This is a genomic window from Mesorhizobium sp. BHbdii (assembly GCF_053848045.1).
The window spans coordinates 87090-110356 of the sequence record NZ_JBSPKX010000003.1; the positions used below are offsets into that span (position 1 = coordinate 87090).

The window sequence follows — 23267 nt, forward strand, 5'->3', positions numbered from 1 at the left end:
AATTTGGAGAAGCTCCCATGCGCGCCCAGCCAAAGGCATCGCACTATGTCAACGGACGCTACATCGACGACGAGCAAGGTGCGCCGCTGCCGGTGATCTATCCGGCAACCGGCGAGACCATCGCGATGCTGCGTTCGGCGACGCCGAACGTGCTGGAACTCGCGATCGAAGCCGCGCGTGCAGCACAACCGGCCTGGGCGCGGCTGAAGCCGGTCGAGCGCGGGCGCATCCTGCGCCGCGCTGCCGACATATTGCGTGCGCGCAACGCCGACCTGGCGCGCATCGAGACGCTGGATACCGGTAAGGCAATCCAGGAGACGCTGGTGGCGGATGCGCCATCGGCAGCCGACTGCCTCGAATATTTCGGCGGCGCGGTCGCTGCTTATAATGGCGAGTCCTTCGATCTCGGCGGACCCTTTGCCTATACAAGGCGCGAGGCCCTCGGCGTCTGCGTCGGTATCGGCGCCTGGAACTACCCGATCCAGATCGCCGGCTGGAAATCGGCACCCGCGCTCGCTATGGGCAACGCCATGGTGTTCAAGCCGTCGGAGAACACGCCGCTGTCGGCGCTGGCGCTCGCCGAAATCTATACCGAAGCTGGGCTGCCCGACGGGCTGTTCAATGTCGTGCAAGGCTACGGCGATGTCGGCGCCGGCCTCGTCGGGCACGATGTCGTCGCCAAGGTCTCGGTGACCGGTTCGGTGCCGACCGGCCGCAAGGTGCTGTCGCTCGCCGGCTCGAAGATGAAGCATGCCACCATGGAGCTCGGCGGCAAGTCGCCGCTGATCGTCTTCGACGACGCCGATCTCGAAAACGCCATTGGCGGCGCCATGCTCGGCAATTTCTATTCGACCGGCCAGATCTGCTCCAACGGCACGCGGGTCTTCGTGCAGAAGGGTATCCACGACCGTTTCGTCGAACGGCTAGTCGAGCGGACCAAGAAGATCCGTATCGGTGATCCGCTCGACCAGGAGACGCAGATGGGGCCGCTTGTCTCCAAGGACCAGCACGAAAAGGTCATCGGCTATATCGAAGCCGGCAAGCAGGATGGCGCCGTGCTCGCCTGCGGCGGCAACGTGCCCTCGCTGCAGGGTTTCCAAGGCGGCTTCTTCGTCGAGCCGACGGTCTTCACCGGCGTCAGCGACACGATGCGCATCGCCCGCGAGGAGATTTTCGGGCCTGTGATGAGCGTGCTGAAATTCGACGATGAGGACGAGGTGATCGATCGCGCCAACGACACCGAATTCGGCCTTGCCGCCGGCGTGTTCACGCGCGACTTGCGACGCGCCTACCGCGTCATCGCCGAGCTGCAGGCCGGCACCTGCTGGATCAACGCCTACAATCTGACCCCCGTCGAAATCCCGTTCGGCGGCTTCAAGCAGTCCGGTATCGGCCGCGAAAATTCGCTGGCGGCGCTGGCGCTCTATTCGCAGCTGAAGTCGGTCTATGTCGAGATCGGCGATGTGGCGAGCCCGTACTGAGGCTCGCGGCTACTGCTGGTCAGCCGCTGTATTTGCCCGACTGGAAATCCGGTCGGATGCAAGCACGATGAATGCCTTGACGAGGGGCGAAAGATGCCGGCTGCTCGGATATAGAACATGCAGCCCGCCGACCGGCGTCGTGTAGTCCCGGAGAACGCGGCTCAGCCGCCCTCCGTTGATGAGGGGCTCGGCGATGCTGTGCGGCAATTGGGCGATGCCGAAGCCTGCGAGCGTGGCCGCAACGACCGCCTGCATTTCATTAGCGGCGAAGCGCCCGGCCACCGTGACCGTTTCCTGACCGTGTGGCCCGTCCAGCACCCAATGGGTGCCCGAGGTCGAAGGGCCTGCGATGACGCACTGGTGGTGTGCGAGATCCGCCAGGCATTCCGGCATCCCGCGCCTTGCGAGATAGTCCGGGCTGGCGCAGAGCAGCCTGTGCGTGGAGCCGAGCTTGCGGGCGATCAGCGTCGAATCCTGAAGAACCCCGGTGCGGAAAGCGAGGTCTATGCCGTCCTCGACCAGGTTGAGCTTGTCGTCAGTCAGGCGAAGTTCGACTTTGGTCTTCGGATACATTGCCAGAAAGTCGACCACAGCAGCTGTGAGGAAATGACCCCCGAAGCCAACGGGCGCCGAGATGCGAATTGTGCCCGATGGCTCCGCCCTCGCTTCCGCGAGGCGCAGATTTGCTTCCTCGATCGTCCGCAGGGCCTGGCTGCTCTGCTCGTAATAGAGACGCCCGGCATCCGTCACGTTGAGGCTGCGCGTCGTGCGCTGCAGCAGGCGAACCCCAACCTCACGCTCGAGCGCGGCAACGCGTCGACTGACTGTCGTCTTGGGCATGGCAAGCAGCCGCGCAGCAGCGGTGAAGCTGCCAGCTTCGACGACGCGAGCGAACACCACGATATCATTAAGATCGAGCATTGTATCCTTGCATGGCACAAAGTTTTCCAATTGTAGGCAATTATGCATCAATGTGACAAACCCTAATTTTGCTCCATCGGAAAAAGAAGGAGCAAACACATGACCACCAAACGAAGCGTTCTGGTGACCGGTGCCACAGGCCAGCAAGGCGGCGCAGTTGCGCGTGCCTTGCTGTCGAGTGGGCACCGCGTCAAGGCACTAACGCGCAGGCCGGACAGCGATGCTGCGCGGCAATTGGCGTCGGCAGGCGTCGAGATCGTGGCCAGCGATCTTGGCGATACGGCCTCCGTTGTGAAGGCAGCAAAAGACGTCGATACCATGTTCCTGATGGGCAACGGCTACGAGGCTGGCATAGCACAGGAAACCCGCCAGGGGATCCTTGCCGCCGACGCGGCGAAGGCTGCCGGCGTCGGGCATTTGATCTATTCATCCGTTGCCGACGCCGACAAGAACACCGGCATTCCGCATTTCGAGAGCAAATATCTTGTCGAGCAACATGTCGCCGGGCTCGGCATCCCCTACACGATCAGCGCGCCGGTTGCCTTCATGGAGAATATCGTCGCGCCGTGGTCGATCGGCACGCTCATCCAAGGCACGCATGCCTTTGCGATGCCTGCCAAACGTGTCCTCCAGCTGGTCGCACTTGCCGATATCGGAGCCTTCGTTGCCGCCCTGGTCGAGCGGCGCGAGCGCGTGTTCGGCAAGCGCTTCGATTTCGCCGGGAGCGAATTGTCCGGCGAAGACCAGGCCAAGATCCTTTCGGAGTCCATCGGCCGCCCGATCAACTATCAGGCAATTCCAATCGCGGTGGCCCGCCAACAAAGCGAAGATACGGCGCTGATGTTCGAGTGGTTCGACCGCGTCGGCTATGACGTCGATATCGCGGCTTTACACCGAGATTTCCCGGAGGTCCGCTGGCACAGTTTTGCCGACTGGGCGCGGGAGTTCGACTGGCGTGCCCTTGAGCGGGCTTATTCCGCTGCCTGAGTTCCTGTAGAGATCATCGGCCGATGAAAACCTGGGGGAGCGGACCAGCTGCAACCGGAAACCCGTGATCCGCTTCCCCATCGTGGCCTTTCTCGCGCCGCGATGAAATGAGAGAACCTAGAACGTCTGGTTGTAGGCGCCGACCTCAGGGCTGCGGCGCAGCACCGCATCGACGCCTTCGAACATCTGCCGGCGCCGCTCGGAAGACACCGGGCTCTCCACCACCACGACCAGCTCCGGCTTGTTCGACGACGCCCGTACCAGGCCCCAGGTGCCGTCCTCGGCAACGACGCGAATGCCATTGACGGTGATCAGATCGGCGATCTTCTGGCCGGCGAAGACAGTGCCATCCTGCTTCATTGCCTGAAAGTCGGAAACGACTCGCTCGACCACGCCGTATTTCAGCTCGTCGGCGCAGTGCGGCGACATGGTCGGCGTGCCGAAGGTCAGCGGCAGGGCGCGATAGAGATCGGCCATGCTGCTGGTCGGGCTGCGATCCAGCATCTGGCAGATGGCGATAGCCGTGATGAGACCATCGTCATAGCCGCGCCCGATCGGCGGATTGAAGAAGAAATGACCGGATTTCTCGAACCCGGCGATGGCGCCGAGCTCGGCCACGCGCCGTTTTATATAGGAGTGGCCGGTCTTCCAATAGTCGGTGACGGCGCCATCGGCACGCAGGGCGGCGTCGGTGTTGAACAATCCGGTCGACTTGACGTCGACGACGAAGGTCGAGCCGGGATGCAGTCGCGCGATGTCGCGGGCGAGCATGACGCCGACCTTGTCGGCGAAGATCTCGTTGCCTTCATTGTCGACCACGCCGCAGCGGTCGCCATCGCCGTCGAAGCCAAGCCCGACGTCGGCTCCCGTTTCCAGCACCTTGTCGCGGATGGCGTGCAGCATCTTCATGTCTTCGGGATTTGGATTATAGTTCGGAAACGTATGATCGAGCTCGACATCGAGCGGAATCACCTCGCAGCCGATCCGTTCCAGCGCTTCAGGTGCAAAGGCGCCGGCGGTGCCGTTGCCGCAGGCGGCGACCACCTTGAGCTTTCTCGCTATGCGCTTGTCCCGGGTCAGGTCGTCCAAATAGGTTTTGCGGAAATCCGCAACGAAGTCATAGGAGCCGTCGCCGACAAGGTCGAAGTCGCCGGCAAGGACGATCGTCTTCAATGCGCTCATTTCCTCCGGACCGAAGGTCAAGGGGCGCGCCGCCCCCATCTTGACGCCGCTCCAGCCGTTTTCGTTGTGAGAAGCGGTGACCATGGCGACGGACGGCGTATCGAGCGCGAACTGGGCGAAATAGGCCATCGGCGACAGCGCCAGCCCGATATCCTTAACTCGCGCGCCGGCGGCCATCAGCCCGGAAACCAGCGCCAGCTTGATCGCAAGCGAATAGGAGCGGAAATCATGACCGGTCACGATGTCCGGGCCGGCGCCCAGGCGCCGGATCAGCGTGCCGAGCCCCATGCCCAGCGCCTGGACACCGATCAGGTTAAGCTCAGGCGGCTCCGCCGAGCCAGGATGGCCGAACCACCAGCGCGCATCATACTCACGAAAGCCGGACGCCTTGATCAGCGCCGAGGTTTCAAACTCGAAGGTGTTGGGACGGGCTTCGCTAACGATCTTCAGGGGCAAGACAGCACCTCCAAGCGGCTGGAATCAGAGTGGTTTCAACGCAGGTGGCCGATGCCTATAGCACGAGCCCTTAAGCCGTGTTTATCCCCGGGGAAACTGAAACTTGTATGACGTAAGGCGAAAGCGGAAGAAATGCGGCAGAAGCGCTGCCATTGGCGCTTGCAGGAACGAAGTGCGGCGGCTATAAGCCCGCGGTCTGGTCACGGAGTGTAGCGCAGCCTGGTAGCGCACATCGTTCGGGACGATGGGGTCGCAGGTTCAAATCCTGCCACTCCGACCAGAAAAAACAAGCACTTAGTTTTTTCCCGAAGCCGCCTCCTACCTGAAACTCACTCGCAAGCCCAAACCTTCTGCGCGTTTTCGGGCTTGACCTTGCCGTATTGGCCGGCGGCTAACGCGCCATAAGGATCGGCATCGACGGGTCTTCAAGCATCGAGATGGTGACGCCGCCGAAGATGCGCTCGCGCAACCGGGAATGACCATAGGCGCCCATCACCATCAGATCGGCGGCGATGTCGACCGCGTGCCTGCGAAGCACGTCGGCGACTGAATGATCCAAGCTGGGCAGCCGGTCGACCGTGACATTCACGCCATGCCGCGCGAGACAGGCAGCGGCGTCGGCTCCGGGTTCGGCCCCGTGGCGGTATTGGTCCTCCACCGGATCGACCATGACAAGGCGCACCTCTTCGGCACCTGGCAGCATGTTGAGAGATTCGCGGACGGCACGCGATGACTCCAGACGAGCGTCCCATGCAATCAGCACGCGTTTCGGCTTCAGTGTCGGCCGCGACCCCTCGGGGATGAGCAGCAAGGGCTTTCCTGAAGAAAACAACGCGCCTTCGATCGCTTTGCTTTTCAGCGTTTCATTGGCAAGCAACTCCGGTCCAATAACCGTAATGTCGGCGTAGCGGGCACGGCGACCAATGGTGTCGTCGGCCCAGCCGGCTTCCGGATATTCGTTGGAGACATCGGCCGAAAGCACCCTGCCGGCGAGAAAAGCCGACACGGCGGCGGATCGCTTCTTCAACAGATTCTCGTCGGCCTGACGCTCCTCGAGCCAGCCTTCCGAAACGACTGCGGCATACTCTCCGACCGGTGGCGGCGCAGCTACGGCAACGACCAGAACCGCAAGATGGGCACCGATTTCATTGCACAGGTCGGCGGCGAGCCTGAGATCGTCGTCGCCCTTGTCCGGCCCCGTAACGGTAAGTATCGTCCTGAAAGCCATGGCTGCTCCCGATCTTGCCTCAAAGTCCAATCGTCGTTGCAACAACAGCGAGACGGCTCGGCGCGTTCCTAGCGCTGAGACAAGAACGTCGCCGCGCATCATTTTGATCCGAATCAACATGCCCACCTGCCGGACGCTAACAGGCTTCAGGCCGCTACGTCGTGCCGGAACATGGCGATCGCGATATGCCGTTGTGGGGCCGCCAATGTCTTCCGAAGGACGCCAACAAATCCGGCCGAACGCCGGAGAAGTCGCACTAGGGAACGCATCCGTGACTTGGCTGGTTATATCCACACGCTGCAGCAGGAAGGGCCCGATGGCGCGGAATTTCAGCGACCGCGTCCGTCGGATTCCAGAGTGGATACAAACAAAGAGGCATCCGATGATCGTCGAAGATCAGGAATCCGTGGTCGCGATGTTGATGGACCCTGCCGCATATGGCGAGACTGGGCGGGTCGAGGCGATCGAAACCCATATCTCGCGTATCTTCCTGGTTGGCCAGCGCGCCTACAAGATCAAGCGAGCTGTAAAGCTGCCCTATGTCGACTTCTCGACCCCGGTGCTGCGGCTCGCCGCTTGCGAGAAGGAGGTGGAGCTTAACTCCAAGACCGCGCCCGGCCTCTATCTGGGTGTGCGGCGCGTCACGCGAGAGGCCGACGGCAAGCTCGCCTTCGACGGGAGCGGCGAACTGGTCGATGCGACGATCGAAATGGTCCGCTTCGACCAGTCGAAGCTGCTCGATCGAATGGCAGTCGGTGGCGAACTGACGCCTGCGCTGATGACGGCGGTCGCGCGCATGATCGTGCGCTATCATCGCGGCGCGCCGGAGGTCCACAAGGGCAGCGGATCCTCGAACCTGGCAGGCGTGCTCGCCATCAACGAAGCCGGCTTTGCCACCAGCCATGTTTTCGACGAAGCCGAGATCAACGCATTCACCGGGATTTTCAGCACCGCCCTTGCCCGTCATCGCGAACTGCTCGACCGGCGGGAAGCGGCAGGCAAGATCCGGCGATGCCACGGCGATCTGCATCTGCGCAACATCTGTCTCTTCGACGGAGAGCCCCGCCTCTTCGATTGCATCGAATTCAATGACCAGATCGCCAGCATCGATGTGCTCTACGATCTGGCCTTCCTGCTGATGGACCTCTGGCATCGCGGCTTTCCGGAACTCGCCAACCTGGTGATGAACCGCTACCTCGACGAGGCAAACGACGAGGACGGCTTCATTCTCCTGCCGTTTTTCATGGCAGTGCGGGCCGCAGTGCGCGCGCACGTCACCGCAACCCAGATCGAGGAGGGCAGTGCCGATTCCGGCGGGCTGATTGCCGAGGCGAGATCCTATTTCGAGCTTGCCCGAACACTTCTCCAGGCAAGGCCTCCTCGGCTGATCGCTATCGGCGGCTTGAGTGGTTCCGGCAAGACGGCCGTTGCCGAGGCACTCGCCGCGCATGTCGGCGCGCCGCCCGGCGCGCGCATTGTCGAAAGCGACCGCATCCGCAAAGCGATGCACGGGGTGCCGGCTGAGACGAAGCTGCCGGACAGGGCTTATCGACCGGAGGTGTCCGACCGCGTCTACCGCGAAATGGCATGGCGCGCCGGCTTGATTCTTTCCGAAGGCGGTTCGGTGATCGCCGATGCCGTGTTCGACAGGCCGACTGATCGCAACCGCATCGAGAAGGCGGCAAATGGCGGAGACGTTGCTTTCGCCGGATTCTGGCTGGAAGCGGATCCGCTTGTTCTTTGGCGACGAGTAAGCGAGCGCCGGGGTGGTCCTTCCGACGCCACCATCGATATCCTTTCACGGCAATTGCAGCGAAATGCCACCCCGTCCACCTGGCGCAAGGTCGACGCCGATCGAAAGCTCGCCGATATCGCAGCAGAGCTGGCGCGCGTTTCGGACGCGGCCGCTCCTGCGCTGGGTACTGCACTCAAGACAGCATCGTGACGGCGACGCGCATAAAGATGGGTGAATGGGCATGACGCAGGAAAAACTGGTGGTTTGCGGCAAGTGCGGCGGGGTCAATCGCCTGCCGCCGGGACGGGATGCCGGGGACGCGAAATGCGGAAAGTGCGGCTCTAAACTGTTCTCGGGTCACCCGGCAGACGTCGACGCACAGAGCTTCGATCGCCAGGTCAACCGAAGCAGTCTCCCCGTTGTCGTCGACATCTGGGCACCGTGGTGCGGCCCCTGCAAGATGATGGCGCCGGCCTATGAAGCAGCAGCAAACGAACTGGAGCCCCACGTTCGCCTGATCAAGCTCAATTCCGACAATGAGCAGGCCGTTTCAGCCAGGCTCGGCATTCGCAGCATCCCGACCATGATCCTCTTCAATGGCGGCCAGGAAGTTGCGCGCACATCCGGCGCCATGACGGCGGGGCAGATCGTCAGGTGGATTCGCGATCACCTGCCGACGGCCGCGGCCTGAAAGTCGGCACGCTGTCGATGATCGCCGTGGCGGCATCAGCAAGCGAGCGCAGAAAGCCATATGACTTGAGTCGCCGGATTGTCCGGCACTATGATCAAAGGGCACTGCCGGAGGATCTGCCGATGCCACAACGCCCCTATGATGAGCGCCTGCTCCGTCAGGCGTTCGAAGTCGCGCGCAAGGCCCGCGATGCTGGCGAACATCCCTTTGGTTCGCTCCTCGCTGACAAAGACGGCAATGTGTTGCGCGAGCAACTCAACGGTTACAAATCCGGAGGGGGCGACCGCACCGCTCATGCCGAAAGGCTGCTGGCCTCGTGGGCGGGGATGAATTTCAGTCTCGAAAAGCTGGCCTCCTGCACACTCTACACTTCGGCCGAACCTTGCGCGATGTGCTCCGGGACAATCTATTGGGCGGGTATCGGACGCGTCGTGTTCGGGCTGGCTGAGCATGACCTGAAGGCACTGACGGGTGCACACGTCGAGAATCCCACACTCGACCTGCCCTGCACGGTCGTTTTCGAAGCTGGGCAGCGTCCGACTGAAGTCGTCGGCCCGCTGCTTGCCGATGAAGCGGCGCAACTCCAGGCCGATTTCTGGAAAGACAAGTAGCTCAATTGCCGCGCGCGGCAAACGAGTGAGTGCTAGGCGATGTCGTCGCGAATGCAGGCCTTCAGATGGCCATCGGACGTTGCCCGCAGCGGTGGGACAATGCCAGCACAAGCGTCCAGGGCAACCGGGCAACGGGTTCGGAAAACACACCCGGTTGGCGGATTTGCGGGGCTTGGAATGTCGCCCTTCAGCACCTGCCGGCCTTGCTTGACCAGTGGGTCGAGCGATGGAATGGCCGAGAGCAGCGCGCGCGTATAGGGGTGCTGCGGCCGCGCATAGAGCGCGGCCGCCGGCGCAACTTCCATGATGCGGCCGAGATAGAGAACGATCACCGTGTCGCAGATATATTCGACGACGGCCAGGTCATGCGAAATGAACAGCATGGTCAGACCGAGCCGGACCTGCAGGTCGCGCAGAAGATTTATGATTTGCGCCTGAATGGAGACATCGAGGGCAGAGACCGGCTCGTCGGCGACGATGAATTCGGGTTCGAGCGTAATCGCCCGTGCGATGCCGATGCGCTGACGCTGCCCGCCCGAAAATTCGTGGGCGTAGCGATCATAGGCATCGACTGGCAACTCGACCGCAGCAAGTGCCTTCTCCGCCCTCGCCCGCCGCTCGCGCCTGTTGCCGATGCTCTGAATATCGAGGCCTTCGGTCAGGATCTGGCCGATGGTCATGCGCGGCGACAGGCTGGCGAACGGATCCTGGAAAATATACTGCATCTTTCGGCGCTGGCGAGCCAGCGGCCCGGCGCTCAGCTTGGTGATATCGATGCCGTCAAAGCTTATTTCGCCGGATGTCGGCTCGATGAGACGCAGCACCGAGCGGCCGATCGTGGTCTTGCCCGATCCGGATTCACCGACGAGGCCGACCACCTGGCCGCGCGCAATATCGAAGGAAATATCTTCCAGCGCCCTGACGGCGGGACCGCGCGAGAACGCCGTCGGCGCAAAATGCTTGGTCAGATTCCTGACCGAAAGGAAGGGGGCATTCATCGTCAGAGATCCTTCCAACGCAAACAACGGCTGTGCTGGGTCGACGTCGCCGCGAACAATGGCGGCACCGCGGCGCGGCAGGCGTCGACAGCCATGGCGCAACGCGGCGCGAAGGAGCAGCCCTTAGGCAGCAAGGCCAGCGACGGAACATTGCCGGCGATGGTCGGAAGCGGCGTTCCTGCTGCCTTCAGCGTGGTGGCCTGGCCAAGCCGTGGCACCGAACGCATCAGCCCCGCGGTGTAGGGATGACGCGGACGGGTGAACACCTCGCTCACCGGACCCGATTCCACGATGCGCCCGGCATACATCACCGCGACCCGGTCGGCGATCTCGGCAACGACGCCGAGATTGTGCGTGACGAACAGAATGCCCATGCCGCGTTGCGCCTGCAGCTCGGCCAGCAGGTCGAGAATCTGGGCCTGGATGGTGACGTCCAGCGCGGTGGTCGGCTCGTCTGCGATCAGCAAGGTCGGATTGCAGGACAAGGCCATGGCGATGGTGGCGCGCTGGCGCATTCCTCCCGACAGCTCATGCGGGTATTGCCGCGCCCGCCGATCGGGATCGGGAATGCCGACCTGAGCCAGCAGCCGCACGGCGTCGGCGGCCGCATCACGATGTGACTTGCCGAGATGGATTCGGATCGGCTCGGCGATCTGTTCGCCGATGGTGTAGACCGGATTGAGGCTGGTCATCGGCTCCTGAAAGACCATGCCGATATCGTTGCCGCGCACCTTGCGCAGCGACTCAGGATCGAGGCCGGTCAGCTCGGTGACTGTGCCATCCCTGCGCCGCAGCGCGATCGATCCCTCGGCGATGTGTCCGATCTTCTTCGGCAGCAGGCCGATGATCGACAGGCTGGTGACGGACTTGCCCGATCCGGACTCGCCGACGAGCGCGACCGTCTCACCCGAACCTATCACCAGATCGACGTCCTGCACGGCCGCGATGTCGCGTCCGGCGATACGGAACACCGCCCGCAGACCGGAAATCGAGAGAATCGGGGCGTCCACGGTCAGCGCAGCAACCCGACGTCGCGAAGGACAATTTCGACCTTTGCGGTTTCCTCCTCGTTCAAGCTGCGTTGCGGCCGCGCCATGGTGTTGGAGGCGATGATGCCGAGGCTCTTCATCGCGGTCTTGAAGGCGCCGACGCCGGCCGAGCCGGCGCTTGTCCTGCCGAGCGAGATCCAGACGATCTCGAACAGCTTCAACAGCCGCTCCTGCTCCAGGCGGGCTTCGGCGTGCTGACCCGCCTGCACCAGGTTCCACAGCTTGACGTAGCCGTGCGGGTCGACATTGGCGAGGCCCGGCACGACACCATGCGCGCCCATGGCAAGCACGCTGTCGACCAGGATCTCGGATCCGGTCATGCCGAAGAAATTCGGATCGTCGGCCATATCCTTGAGCACATAACGCAGGTTGCCGTCATCGCCGCTGGAATCCTTGATGCCGGCGATAGCGCCCTCGCTAGCAAGGGCAACGGTGGTCTTACGCTCCAGCTTGACATGCACGCAGACCGGAATGTCGTAGGCGATGATGGGAATGTCGACCGCGTCCTTGATATAGCGGAAGTGGTCGCCGATCTCGGGCTGGCTGGTGCGGGCATAAAACGGCGCGGTGACGACGACGGCGTCAGCGCCGGCCGATCTGGCGATCCGGGCGTGGTTGATGACACGATCGGTTGTCGGGTCGATGACCCCGGCGAAGATCGGAACGCGGCCGTTGTTGACGCTGACCGCGTGCTCGATGATGGCCCTGCGGCCGGGCTCGTCATGGAAGACCACCTCGCTGGTCGAGCCGAGCACGAACAGCCCGTGTACGCCGCCGTCGAGCAGGTTTTCGATCGTCCGGGTGAACGACGGGAAATCGACACTGAAATCGGCATTGAGCGGGGTGACGACGGGTGGCACGACACCAGTAAACAGGGGCATTTTTGAAAACCTTTGGGTCAGTTGATATCGGAACGAGGGTCGAATGCATCGCGCAGGCCATCGCCGATGAAGTTGATGGCCAGGACGGTGAGCACAAGCACGGCGCCGGGAAACATCCATTGCCAGGGATATTGTTCGAGCACCACGGTGGAGCGGGCGAGATTGAGCATGTTGCCCCAGCTGGCTTCGGGCGGCGCGATGCCGAGGCCGAGAAAGGAGAGACCGGCTTCGAGCAGAATGGCGTTGGCGATCTGCAGCGTGGCGTAGACGACAAGAATATCGATGCAGTTGGGCAGGCCGTGACGGAACAGGAGATGCGGCAGCCCCGCCCCCATGCCGCGGGCGGCGACGACGAAGTCACGCTCGCGCAGCTCGAGCAGCCGGGCGCGCACCATGCGCGACAGCACCGGCCAGGAGAGCAGCGAGATCACCAGGATGGTCGGCGCAATGCCAGTGCCGGCTATCGAAGCGAGCACAAGCAGGAAGATCACCGGCGGCAGCGTCATTGCGAGGTCGACGAAGCGCATCACCGTGCCGTCGACAAGACGCCCGCCGAAGCTGGCGACGGCGCCGACGAGGAAGCCGATGACGATCGAGATGGCGACGGAGCAGACGGCGACCAGCAGCGAGATCCGGCCGCCTTGCATCAGCCGGGCCATGACGTCGCGGCCGACGCCGTCGCTGCCTAGCCAATGAATGGCGGACGGTCCCTTGTTGATCGCCCTGAGATCGATGGCATTGGGGCTGAACGGCCACCATAAATGATAGGTCGAAACCACCAGCAGGATGGGGACGACGATAAGCAGACCGGCGCGGGCCGCACGATTCTCAAAGAAACGGTCGAGCGCGCGGCGGAGCGGTCCTTTGGTTTGCGGCACGGCTGTCGGGTCGACGGTCGGATCTGGCGCGGTGATCGTCATCACGACACCTGAATGCGCGGGTCGACGACGGCATAGACGATGTCGGTCAGGAGATTGACCACAATGACGCAGATGCCGATCACCAGAGTGGCGCCCATGATCACCGGGTAATCCCTCGTGCCTACCGCGTTGACCAGCAGCAGCCCCATACCCGGCCAGTTGAACACGCTTTCGAGGAAGATGGCGCCGCCGATCGCGATGCCGACCGTCGAGCCGATCAGGGTGATAACAGGCAAAAGCGCATTGCGCGTCGCGTGCTTGATGATCACCCAGAATTCGCGCACTCCCTTGGCACGCGCGGTTCGCACATAATCCTGGTTGAGCACTTCCAGCAGCGACGCGCGCATGTAGCGCATGATCAGCGCGGCGTGTCCAATGGACAGCAGGCAGGCGGGCAGGACGAGGTGCGCGAGTACGTCCGATACGGAAAAAGGTGCGCCGGCGGTCTGCATGCCGCCTGATGGCGCCCAGCGCAGCAGCACCGAGAAAAAGTACAGCCCGAGAAGTGCCGTCAGAAAAGCCGGGCTGGAGATGCCGACGAAAGCAACCACCGACAGGATGATGTCGGGCAGCGCGTTACGGCGGACGGCGGAGAAAATGCCGGCGGAAATGCCGAGCACGATGGCGATGGCCAGGCCCGTACCCATCAACAGCGCGGTTGGGCCGATGCGCTCCATGACCAGGGGCAGCACGGCAACGCCGCTGCGTTGGATCGAATAGCCGAAGTCGCCGCTGAGTGCTGCGCGAAGCCAGGCGAGGTATTGCACGGGAAGCGGCTGGTCGAGCCCAAGCCGGTCGCGCAGGACTTCGAGGTCGGAAGCAGACATCGGGCTGGACGGGTTGATATACGCGTCGATCGGATCGCCGGGCGCCAGTCGCAGAAGAATGAAGATGAGGACGCTCAAGGCGACCAGCATCAACAGTCCTGTAGCGCTGCGGCGGGCAATGAAACTCAGCATTGGCGGTCCGTGGTGATGATGAGAGGAGCCGGCATCAGGCCGGCTCCTTGCAAAGGCGGGCCTGGCCCGCCAAGCGCTTTTACTGGATATCCCAGCGTTCCGGGTGAGCCGCATAAGGACCGCCGGCCGGCGCCGGCGTCCAGACGAAGTCACGCAGCTTGTTGGAGGCGACGCCATAGCGGTTGGCCACCCATAATGTCGCCCAGGGCAGATCCTTGTTCATCACCTTGCAGACTTCCTGCCACGATTTATCGATCTTGGCCGGATCGGTCTGGCCGAGCGCAGCGTCCAATGCAGCGCTCAGATCGTCGAACTCGATGCGCATGGTGTTGAAGCCTGCCGGCGGAATCTGGGACTTGTTGAGACCAGGGCTGATGCCAGCCGGATTCGGACCGTTCTGCAGGCCGGCATAGACCATCGCAAATGCGTTCCAGTCCGGCGTGCCTTCCTTGTAGACGATGCCGTTATAGGTCGGCGTATCGACGACACGCGGCACCACATTGATCCCGACCTCAGCCAGCATCGACTGGATGGCGGCCATCACATTGGCCGCTTGCGGCGAGCCGTAATAGGTCAGCAAGGTGATGGGTTTGTCGCCGTTGATCTTGTCCCAGCCCGCCTCGGCAAGCAGAGCCTTGGCCTTTGCCGGATCGTACGCATAGGGTTCGAGGCCTTCGGGGAGCAGATGCGGCGCGACGTAGCCGCAGTTGGCCGGTTTGGCCGCGCCGCCATAGAGGCTCTCGATGATGGCATTGCGATCGATCGCGTACATGATCGCCTGGCGGACGCGAACATCCCTAAAGAGCTCGACCTTCTGGTTGAGGCCGATGTAGTTGACCACATAAGAAGCGCCCTCGATCACCTTGAAATTGCTGTCGCTCTTGAAGGATACCGCGTCGTCGGGCTCGACATAGGTGAACTGGATTTCGCCGGCGCGCAGCGCGGCAACGGCCGCCGCCGGGCTTTCGAAATACCGGTTGATGAGCACATCGACCTTCGGCTTGCCGCTGCGATAGTCGTCATCCGCGGCCAGCTCGACATATTGATCGCTGACATAGCGATTGAATTTGAAGGGGCCGGTGCCGACCGGCGTGGTGGACCACCAGGTGCTTGTGGCCAGCGTTTCTGGCGGCATCCCGGCCAGAGCATGCTCCGGCAGGATCATCACCTGCGAGAGAATGGACAGAAAGGAGCCGTTGGGCTTCGACAATTTGACGAGCACGGTGCGATCGTCCGGCGCGTCGACCGACGCGATGTCGCCGAGACGCGCTGCAAACAAGCTGCCGGAGGCTTTGTTCCTTGCTAGTTCAAGCGTAAACTTGACATCCTTGGATGTGAACGGCTTGCCGTCGTGCCAGGTCTCTTGGACAAGGTTGAACGTATAGGTCAGTTGGTCGTCGCCGACCGTGTAGTCCTTGGCCAGATCGCCTTCGAGTTCGGTCAGTTCGGCGTTGTAGATCACCAGCGGTTCAAAATAGGTGCTGAGCCAGGTAAAGCCGCCGGTCGCAGCCAGCGGGTTGAAATTCTTGGGAAAGCCGCCGGGGCCGACGTCGAAGCCCCCGGTTATGGTCTTGGCGCCCTGCGCCTGGACGCTGGTGGCCACGCCGCCGAGCAGCAGTCCGGTGATGGCCAGATGACGAGCGATAGTCTTGATGCGCATGGTTTCCTCCCTTGGCATTGTCAGGTAGTTCGGCGTTGGGTCAGGTGGTTCGGTTTTTGGCGATGACTTGCTGAATCCCCCTGTAGTGGTCGTCGAGGCGCTGACGCGCCCGGTCGACATCCTTGGCGGCGACGGCCTCGACGATCTCGTGATGGTCGCGCCATGTCGCCAGCGGTGTCGGATTGTCGAGGCTGGTGAAATTCGAGGCCTTGTTGAACGCCACCCAAAAAATGTCGATCAGCGCGCTCAGCATGTGATTGTTCTGGCAGCGGAACAGCAGCTGGTGGAATTGCTGGTCCTCTTCGGCAAAGCTCTCCTGGCGCTCGGCGCGCCGCCGCATGCTTTCGGTCAGCTGGCGCAGCGCCGTGATGTCTTCGGCGCTGATCATCTCGATGGTCTTGGCGATGAGGCCGGTTTCAAGGACGCGGCGGATCTCGCGCAGCTCCTCCACGTCGCGCAACGAATCCTGCAGGCCATATGCCAAATTATCCAGCAAAGGCTTGAACGAGAATTCCTTGACGAACACGCCGATGCCGCGACGCGTCTCCAAAATACCGATCGACTCCAGCGCTTTGATCGCTTCCCGCACCGAGTTGCGGCCGACGCCGAGCCGCTGCGCCAGGAAGGTCTCCGGAGGCAAGGGATCGCCTGCCTTGAGCTTGTTGCTCTGGATATAGTTCCTGAGGCTCTCCTGCACGCTGACGTGAAGCAGCGGCGGTCGGGTCAGCGGTTCGATCGACTTGGGTTCCGACATGGATTTGGGTTCCGAGATCGATTTGGGTTCCGACATTTTGCTCCAAGCGCCGCCGCAATTGCGCCGATGGCGCGCCGCAAAGCGGTCGATGCTTGTAGCATAGCGACTTGTAGGATATCCTGCAAGCAGGAGGATACACCACTGAAATGAAGATTGTCCTGGCCGGCTCAAGCCATTGGCACGCCGAAATGCATCTCGACGCTGCACACTCATGTGACGCCGAAATAGCCGCCATTTGGGATGAGGACGCGGAGCATGCGCGCGCCTTCGCGACGCGTCATCATCTGCCGTTCATTGCGGATTTTGCGAAAATCCTCTCCAGCCCGCCGGACGTGATCCTGCTGATGGGACATCCTTCGACCGTACCGGCGCGGGCGCGGGCTGTCATCGAAGCTGGCATACCGCTGATCCTGGAGAAGCCGGCGGCGAGCAGCACCGGAGCGTTGACCGCGCTGCGAGACCTGGCGAGGCAGCACCAGGCCTTTGTCAGCGTTCCCCTGCCCAACCGCTTTGGACCGGCCGACACTGCCTTTGAACGGCTGCGCCGGCAAGGCCGTGCCGGTGCGGTTGCGCATTGCCAGTTCCGGCTGGTCAATGGCCCGCCGCAGCGCTATGCGGCCGAAGGTGTCGCCTGGGTCGTGGATCCGGCGATCGGTGGCGGTGGCGCGCTGAGGAACCTCGGCATACACGGCGTCGACGCCGCGCTCAGCCTGGCAACCGGCGGACTTCAGCTGAAAGCCGTTTCGATCGAGAACCGCATTCATCGCGCCGCGGTCGAGGACCATGCGCTGCTTATGCTGGAAGATGCTGCCGGAGCCTTGTTCGTCGTCGAGGCAGGATACACGTTCGCGTCGATGCGCCCCGGCGGCGATTTCGAATGGCGCATCTTCAGTGAGAATGCCACCCTCATTGACTATGGCGACCGCGCCATCTGTGCGACGCTCGACGATGGCGCTATCGTTGACTTGCCGATCGAATTGCCGGCGACGCGCTACCGCCTGTGCATGGGCGACACGCTCGACCGGCTGGCCCGAAAGGCGCCGCCGGCGACTTCAATCGATGACTATATTGCGGCGATGTCGCTTATCGACGCCGCGTATGAAAAGGCAGGACGATGACTGGGATGGGCATTATCGGAGCGGGCGATTTCGGTGCGGCCCATGCAAGGGCAATCAAAGAAGTGCACGGCCTGCAGCTCGTCGCATCGTGCCGCGGGAATAACGATGCCCTGGCCGGCTTCACCGGCGAACATGGTGGTCGCGGCTACACCGATTGGCGCAAGCTGCTGGATGACAAGGATGTCGACGCTGTCCTCATCGCCAGCCCTCACCACCTCCATGCCGAGATGGCGATCGGCGCAGCAGAGGCCGGCAAGCACATCATGCTCGAAAAGCCGATGGCGCCGACGGCAGCGGCCTGCGATGCGATCAATGCCGCCGTGGCCGCCGGTGGCGTCAAGCTGATGGTCGCCCATCTCATGCATTTCGCCCTGCCCTGCATGGCAGCCAGGCAGATGCTGGAGGAAGGAGCGCTCGGCCGGCCTCTCATCGGATCGAGCTGGATCATCAAGCTCTGGATGGAGCACAATCGCCGCGACTGGCATCTGCGCAAAGCAACCGGCGGCGGCATGCTGTTGACGGCCGGTATTCATGCGCTCGACCGCCTGGTCTGGCTGATGGATGACGATGTCGTTTCGGTGAGCGCCATGCTTGGCGCCAAGTTCCATGAACAGCAAGCCGATGACACCGCCATGCTCGGACTCCGCTTCGCCGGCGGCGGGCTCGGCCAGGTGCAGAGCGTTGGCTACCGCAATGGCGCGACCACCTACGCCATGGACCTGGTCTGCGAGCAGGGAACGCTGCGCATCGACATGGACCGCGGCACGATTCTGGGGCGCGATACGGTCTGGACCGACCTGCCCGGCTCGTTCGAGCCGAACTGGATGCACAACGCGCTGGTCCGCGAATGGACGGCGATGCGCGATGCCATTGCGGACGACAGTTCGGTGCCAATCTCCGGCGCCTATGGGCGCAAGATCATCGGCATCATCGAAGCCGCCTTTGCCTCGAACGAGACTCGGCGCGAGCACGAGATCGCCGGTGCGCGCTGAACCGGACGACCACCTGACCCACTTGCCCGCACATGCGCCGCGCGGTGTCTGGGGTGCAGTGATGCTGGCCATCGACGATCGCGGAGCGATCGATTGGGAGGCGACGGCAGAGACGATCGCGCGGCTCTGCGCATCGGGAGCCGACGGCATCTATTCCAACGGCACCGCCTGCGAATTCCACTGCCAGACCGAGCCCGAGTTCGACCGGCTTTGCGACCTGGTGGCCACGATAGCCGGCCGCGCGCGCCTGCCTTTCCAGATCGGCATCAGCCAGTCCAATCCGCGCGTCGCGCGCGAGCGGCTGATGCGGATGTCGGCGCTTCGCCCGGCGGCAGTGCAATTCACCTTGCCCGACTGGTGGCCGCCGAGCGACGGCGAGGTCATGCGTTTCGTCGGCGGTCTTGGCGAGACTGCGCCTGACATGCCACTGGTGCTTTACAATCCGCCGCACGCCAAGCGGCGCCTGACGCTCGAAGGTATCGCCAGGCTGCGCGCAGCCGTGCCGTCGCTGGTCGGCGCCAAGCTGCCGGGCGGCGGGACCAGTTGGTACGCCGACATGCACCGCGAACTGCCGGGATTTTCGGTCTTCGTGCCCGGCCATATGCTGGCGACGGGATTTGCCCATGGCGCCCACGGCAGCTATTCGAACATTGCCTGCCTCAGCCCGAAGGGCGCGGTGATGTGGTGGCGTATGATCCGCACCGACGCGGCAGCCGCTGCTGAGGTCGAGAAGCGCATCCAGGCCTTTCTCGCCACCCACGTTCTGCCTTTTCGCGCTCGCTACAATGTCAGCGATGCGGCACTCGACAAAGCGATGGCGGCGGCCGGCGGCTGGGCGCCGCTTGGCCCGCGACTGCTCTGGCCCTACAGCTCGGTTCCCGACGGGGAGATCGCGACGCTGGCCGAAGCTGCCCGCACGGCCTTCCCCGAATGGTGGCAGTGACCGTCGGTTAATCGAATGCGCCTGCCCGCCTGATCCAAAAGGAACAACCATGGCCTTGTTCCGGATTTGACGCATGGCGGACTCGTGGTCATGCTGGACCGATGACAAGGGGTGTACTGCTGGACCTCGCAGGCGTCATCTACGATAGCGAGACCGCAATACCAGGCGGGATCGACGCCCTCGCGCGTTTGCGCCAGGCCGGGTTGGCCATACGCTTCGTAAGCAATACCACGCGCTCGTCGAAACAGGGGGTTCTCGAACGTCTGGAGGCAATGGGACTCACCGTTACCAAGGCAGATGTTTTCACGCCGGCGCACGCTGCTCGCGAATGGCTGCTTCGCAATGGCTATGCGCCACACTTGTTGGTTCACCCTGGCCTTGCGCCGGAGTTTGACGAACTGCCGGATCGCGACAAGCGCGCCGTCATCGTCGGCGATGCCGGAGACGCCTTCACATATGCGGCGTTGAATGACGCGTTCCGCGAGCTGAGCGCGGGGGCCGAATTGCTGGCCCTTGCCACCAACCGGACGTTTCGAGATGCTGACGGCGGGCTCAGCCTCGATGCAGGGCCATTCGTCGCGGCATTGGAATTTGCCTCCCTGAAACGCGCAACCGTTCTCGGCAAGCCCTCGCCGGCATTCTTTCTGTCGGCGCTGGCAAGCATGGGCTGTCCGCCGGATCAGGCGATCATGGTTGGCGACGACGCCGAGGCCGATATAGCTGGCGCCCTGCGCGCCGGACTTTCGGCTGCATTGCTGGTGCGGACAGGCAAATACCGGCAGGGCGATGAGAAACGGTTTGATCCGCGCCCGACCGCAACCGTGGCCGATCTCGCGGCGGCAACCGATTGGATCATTGCGCGCCGAGACTGATTGCGCGGGCTGAACCGGCCGTACAGCGCCCGCCTTGCTAGGTCATCCGGCGCTCCATTTGCACCTCGGCCCCTAGACTTTCGATGTCGCGGAAGATCGAAGCGACAGCCAGCGTGCGCCCTTTGTGCTTGAAGCGGAGCAGGCAATCCTTGGCAATGATGTCTCCATCGACCTCGATCTCGTCCCATTGCGCGGCATGGCCGACGTAGTTGATGGGAACGTCGTAATGCTGGCTCCAGAAGAACGGCACGGCGACGAATTTCTCGCGATGGCCGAGCATGTTGAGGGCCGCGGTTCGCCCCTGCCTCTCTGCGACCACCCAATGCTCGACCCGAATGTTCTCGCCACTGTGCGGATCTGGCCACCGCGCAATGTCGCCGGCCGCGAAGATCCCTGGTGCGCTCGTCTCCAAAAAGGCGTTCACGACGACACCGCGGTCAAGGATGAGCCCCGCCGTTTCGGCAAGCCCTGTCCGCGGTCGCACGCCGATGCCGGCGACGACGAAATCCGCCGCCAACGTATCGCCACTGCTGAGTTTCACCCTGCTGCCGTCGATGCTACTTGCGGTGTCCTCGAGATGGAATACGACACCATTCTCCTCATGGATGGCGCGGATGAAGTCGCCCATTTGCGGACCCAGGACGCGTTCCATAGGCCGTTTTTCCGGCGCCACGACATGAACTTCGATATCGCGCGAGCGCAGGGCCGCGGCAACTTCTAGGCCAATGAAACTGGCGCCAAGCACGACGGCGCGGCGCGCGGTCGTGGCTCGCTCGATGATCGCCTTGCAATCTGCGAACGAGCGCAGCGTGTGAACGTGTGGCAGGTTGGCGCCGGGTATGGTCAGGCGAACCGGTTCGGCTCCGGTCGCAAGGAGTAGCCTATCGTAAGGAGTCCGGGCCCCGTCCGCGAGTACAACTTCGCCAGAACGTGCATCGATGCTGGCGACGTTCGCATTGAGGCGCAGGTCAATATCGTTTCTTGAGTAGAAGCTTTCTCCGCGGAGCGGGATCCAATCCTCCGGTGCTTTGCCGGCGAGGTAGTCCTTGGAAAGATTGGGCCGATCAACGGGCGGCGTTTCGTCGTTGCTGAGCATGACAATGCTGCCCTGATAGTGTTCGCGCCGCAGTTTCTCTGCCGCCGCGAAACCGGCCGCGCCGCCACCGACAATGACGATTTTCTGCGGAACCTGGCCGGAGCTTCCATTGCGCTGCTTCGGTGCCGTCCGTTTGCGCTTTTCTCCGACGAATATCCGATCATCGCGTTGTTCCACCGACCAGCAAGCGAGTGGATTAAAAGCAGGGGGGCGCAAGGCCTCGCCTGTACGCAAATCGAAGCACGCGTGATGCCAGGGACACCGGACGGTGTCTTCCACCACAAGACCGTCGGCGAGCGGCCCGCCATAATGTGTGCATGTCGCCCCTATGGCGAAGACCTCCGCCCCGCGGCGCACCAGCAGCACCTGCTCATCGCGGCAATGGCCGAGGAGCTTTCCACCATCGGGAAGGTCGGATAGCGCGATGCCCTCGACCAGATCCGGCCCGTTTGGTTTGGTATGGCCCTCAGCCATTTTCTTCTCCCCTGGCGCGATCCGGACAAAATAGCCTGTACGGCCGAGCGCGGGAAATCTTCAGGTCACCAGCTCGGAATACCATCTTCCAGGCTAGCGCGCCTTCAGGTTCTCGGACACCGCTTGTGCCCAACGTCCGGCCGCGTCATTCGTTGCCAGTTGGGCAGTACGCGCCGTCGATTTCCTTGCGTTTGGATTCGCTGCTGAAGGAATGACACCGTCGCGTAAACTTTTTCGCCGGACATGCGTTGTCCCTTTTCCAAGCTAAGGAGACAGCCATGCAGATGAAATCGGAAATCGCCGGCGAGGCCGCCAAGCAACGCCACATCCAGCGCGGCATCGATGCCAAGGACAAATCGAAGGACGGCAAGCAGCAAGGCGCCATGCAGGCCGGAGCACGCAAATATCCCGAGCCGCCCTTTCCTGAACAGCACCAGCCGAAGCCGGGGCACGAATGGGCCATTGAGCCGGCGCCGCTCTATGATGCGCCATTCTATATCGGATCAAAAAAACTAGATGGCAAAGTAGCCGTCATCACAGGCGGCGATTCAGGCATCGGCCGAGCCGTGGCCGTGCTCTATGCGCGCGAAGGCGCCGATGTGGCGATCGTCTATCTGTCCGAGGATAAGGACGCCGAAGAGACGAAGAGGGCCGTCGAAGCCGAAGGCCGGCGCTGCATGCTGGTCAAGGCCGACGTCAGCGAACGCGACCACTGCCACAACGCGGTGGCTGAGGTGGTAAAGGAATTTGGCCGGATCGACGTGCTGGTCAACAACGCCGCTTTCCAGATCCATTCCAGCGACTTCAGCGAGCTGACCGAAGAGCATTTCGACACGACGCTGAAGACCAACCTCTATGGTTATTTCCATATGGCGCAGGAGGCCGTGCCGCATATGAAGTCCGGTTCGGCGATCATCAACAGCGGCTCCGTAACCGGCATAGAGGGCTCGAAGCAACTGGTCGACTACTCAATGACCAAGGGCGGCATTCATGCCTTCACGCGCGCGCTCTCGGGCAACCTTATCGAAAAGGGAATTCGGGTGAACTGCGTGGCGCCGGGCCCCGTGTGGACGCCGCTCAACCCGTCTGACAAACAAGCCGGTGACGTTTCGAAGTTCGGCGCAGACACGCCGATGAAACGGCCCGCACAACCGGAGGAGATCGCGCCGGCCTATGTATTCCTCGCCTCACCGCATTGCTCGAGCTACATCACCGGCGAGATATTGCCGATCATCGGCGGCTACTGAATGCCTGTCGCC

General features: G+C 62.7%; 21 protein-coding genes and 1 tRNA gene. 11 read left to right on the forward strand and 11 right to left on the reverse strand.

Features of this window, described 5'->3' with window-relative positions:
• The first annotated feature begins 17 nt into the window (after positions 1-17).
• Complete coding sequence (gene betB, locus ACWTU8_RS17430) at positions 18-1481, forward strand: betaine-aldehyde dehydrogenase (RefSeq protein ID WP_455849144.1); 1464 nt, start codon at positions 18-20, stop codon at positions 1479-1481.
• A 9-nt stretch (positions 1482-1490) separates the two neighbouring features.
• Here betB and ACWTU8_RS17435 read toward each other — a convergent pair whose 3' ends face one another.
• A complete protein-coding gene (locus ACWTU8_RS17435) occupies positions 1491-2402 on the reverse strand; it encodes a LysR family transcriptional regulator (protein WP_065010398.1) in 912 nt (303 codons plus the stop codon).
• Positions 2403-2501: 99 nt separating this feature from the next.
• Here ACWTU8_RS17435 and ACWTU8_RS17440 point away from each other — a divergent pair, with 99 nt between their 5' ends.
• Positions 2502-3389 carry an NmrA/HSCARG family protein gene (locus ACWTU8_RS17440; RefSeq protein ID WP_455849145.1) on the forward strand — a complete coding sequence of 296 codons (888 nt, stop codon included), beginning with the start codon at positions 2502-2504 and terminating at the stop codon, positions 3387-3389.
• Positions 3390-3506: 117 nt separating this feature from the next.
• Here the strand turns inward: ACWTU8_RS17440 and ACWTU8_RS17445 are convergent, their stop codons facing one another.
• On the reverse strand, positions 3507-5027 hold the full coding sequence (locus tag ACWTU8_RS17445) for a phosphomannomutase/phosphoglucomutase (protein WP_455849146.1): 1521 nt from the start codon (positions 5025-5027) through the stop codon (positions 3507-3509).
• Between the two features lie 203 nt (positions 5028-5230).
• Between ACWTU8_RS17445 and ACWTU8_RS17450 the strand changes: the two genes are divergently transcribed.
• Positions 5231-5307 (forward strand) — tRNA-Pro (locus ACWTU8_RS17450).
• A gap of 111 nt (positions 5308-5418) precedes the next feature.
• Here ACWTU8_RS17450 and ACWTU8_RS17455 read toward each other — a convergent pair.
• On the reverse strand, positions 5419-6255 hold the full coding sequence (locus ACWTU8_RS17455; RefSeq protein ID WP_455849147.1) for a universal stress protein: 837 nt from the start codon (positions 6253-6255) through the stop codon (positions 5419-5421).
• A 382-nt stretch (positions 6256-6637) separates the two neighbouring features.
• Between ACWTU8_RS17455 and ACWTU8_RS17460 the strand changes: the two genes are divergently transcribed.
• The 3 genes from ACWTU8_RS17460 (at position 6638) to ACWTU8_RS17470 (ending at position 9292) form a co-directional block, all read left to right on the forward strand.
• Positions 6638-8200 carry a bifunctional aminoglycoside phosphotransferase/ATP-binding protein gene (locus tag ACWTU8_RS17460; RefSeq protein WP_455849148.1) on the forward strand — a complete coding sequence of 521 codons (1563 nt, stop codon included), beginning with the start codon at positions 6638-6640 and terminating at the stop codon, positions 8198-8200.
• Positions 8201-8231: 31 nt separating this feature from the next.
• Positions 8232-8681 carry a thioredoxin TrxC gene (gene trxC, locus ACWTU8_RS17465; protein WP_455849149.1) on the forward strand — a complete coding sequence of 150 codons (450 nt, stop codon included), beginning with the start codon at positions 8232-8234 and terminating at the stop codon, positions 8679-8681.
• A 122-nt stretch (positions 8682-8803) separates the two neighbouring features.
• Complete coding sequence (locus ACWTU8_RS17470; protein WP_455849606.1) at positions 8804-9292, forward strand: nucleoside deaminase; 489 nt, start codon at positions 8804-8806, stop codon at positions 9290-9292.
• A 32-nt stretch (positions 9293-9324) separates the two neighbouring features.
• On the opposite strand, the gene ACWTU8_RS17475 is transcribed toward ACWTU8_RS17470, so the two are convergent.
• The 7 genes from ACWTU8_RS17475 to ACWTU8_RS17505 all read right to left on the reverse strand — a co-directional run bounded on the left by ACWTU8_RS17475 (position 9325) and on the right by ACWTU8_RS17505 (position 16513).
• Positions 9325-10290: an ABC transporter ATP-binding protein gene (locus tag ACWTU8_RS17475; RefSeq protein WP_455849150.1), complete on the reverse strand. Its 966-nt coding sequence runs from the start codon at positions 10288-10290 to the stop codon at positions 9325-9327.
• A 2-nt stretch (positions 10291-10292) separates the two neighbouring features.
• Entirely contained in the window at positions 10293-11300 is a 1008-nt protein-coding gene (locus ACWTU8_RS17480) for an ABC transporter ATP-binding protein (protein ID WP_455849151.1), read from the reverse strand.
• Positions 11301-11302: 2 nt separating this feature from the next.
• Entirely contained in the window at positions 11303-12220 is a 918-nt protein-coding gene (locus tag ACWTU8_RS17485) for a dihydrodipicolinate synthase family protein (RefSeq protein ID WP_455849152.1), read from the reverse strand.
• Positions 12221-12237: 17 nt separating this feature from the next.
• Positions 12238-13140: an ABC transporter permease gene (locus ACWTU8_RS17490; RefSeq protein ID WP_455849153.1), complete on the reverse strand. Its 903-nt coding sequence runs from the start codon at positions 13138-13140 to the stop codon at positions 12238-12240.
• Positions 13140-14099 (reverse strand): ABC transporter permease, encoded by a 960-nt coding sequence (locus tag ACWTU8_RS17495; RefSeq protein ID WP_455849154.1) that lies wholly within the window; start codon positions 14097-14099, stop codon positions 13140-13142. The genes ACWTU8_RS17490 and ACWTU8_RS17495 overlap by 1 nt, the downstream gene beginning before the upstream one ends.
• Before the next feature lie 79 nt (positions 14100-14178).
• Positions 14179-15759 carry an ABC transporter substrate-binding protein gene (locus ACWTU8_RS17500; protein WP_455849155.1) on the reverse strand — a complete coding sequence of 527 codons (1581 nt, stop codon included), beginning with the start codon at positions 15757-15759 and terminating at the stop codon, positions 14179-14181.
• A 40-nt stretch (positions 15760-15799) separates the two neighbouring features.
• Positions 15800-16513: a FadR/GntR family transcriptional regulator gene (locus tag ACWTU8_RS17505; RefSeq protein ID WP_127209099.1), complete on the reverse strand. Its 714-nt coding sequence runs from the start codon at positions 16511-16513 to the stop codon at positions 15800-15802.
• A 146-nt stretch (positions 16514-16659) separates the two neighbouring features.
• Here ACWTU8_RS17505 and ACWTU8_RS17510 point away from each other — a divergent pair, with 146 nt between their 5' ends.
• From ACWTU8_RS17510 to ACWTU8_RS17525, 4 genes are all read left to right on the forward strand, one after another.
• Positions 16660-17631 (forward strand): Gfo/Idh/MocA family protein, encoded by a 972-nt coding sequence (locus tag ACWTU8_RS17510; RefSeq protein ID WP_455849156.1) that lies wholly within the window; start codon positions 16660-16662, stop codon positions 17629-17631.
• 5 nt (positions 17632-17636) lie between these two features.
• Positions 17637-18623, forward strand: coding sequence for a Gfo/Idh/MocA family protein (locus ACWTU8_RS17515; RefSeq protein WP_455849157.1), 987 nt, complete (start codon positions 17637-17639; stop codon positions 18621-18623).
• Positions 18613-19566, forward strand: coding sequence for a dihydrodipicolinate synthase family protein (locus tag ACWTU8_RS17520; protein ID WP_455849158.1), 954 nt, complete (start codon positions 18613-18615; stop codon positions 19564-19566). The genes ACWTU8_RS17515 and ACWTU8_RS17520 overlap by 11 nt, the downstream gene beginning before the upstream one ends.
• Positions 19567-19667: 101 nt before the next feature.
• The gene (locus ACWTU8_RS17525; RefSeq protein ID WP_455849159.1) at positions 19668-20438 is read left to right on the forward strand and encodes a TIGR01458 family HAD-type hydrolase; all 771 of its coding nucleotides are present in this window, start codon (positions 19668-19670) and stop codon (positions 20436-20438) included.
• Positions 20439-20475: 37 nt separating this feature from the next.
• Here ACWTU8_RS17525 and ACWTU8_RS17530 read toward each other — a convergent pair whose 3' ends face one another.
• Positions 20476-22008 (reverse strand): FAD-dependent oxidoreductase, encoded by a 1533-nt coding sequence (locus tag ACWTU8_RS17530; protein ID WP_455849160.1) that lies wholly within the window; start codon positions 22006-22008, stop codon positions 20476-20478.
• A gap of 278 nt (positions 22009-22286) precedes the next feature.
• Here ACWTU8_RS17530 and ACWTU8_RS17535 point away from each other — a divergent pair, with 278 nt between their 5' ends.
• Positions 22287-23255: an SDR family oxidoreductase gene (locus tag ACWTU8_RS17535; protein WP_455849161.1), complete on the forward strand. Its 969-nt coding sequence runs from the start codon at positions 22287-22289 to the stop codon at positions 23253-23255.
• Positions 23256-23267: the final 12 nt, after the last annotated feature.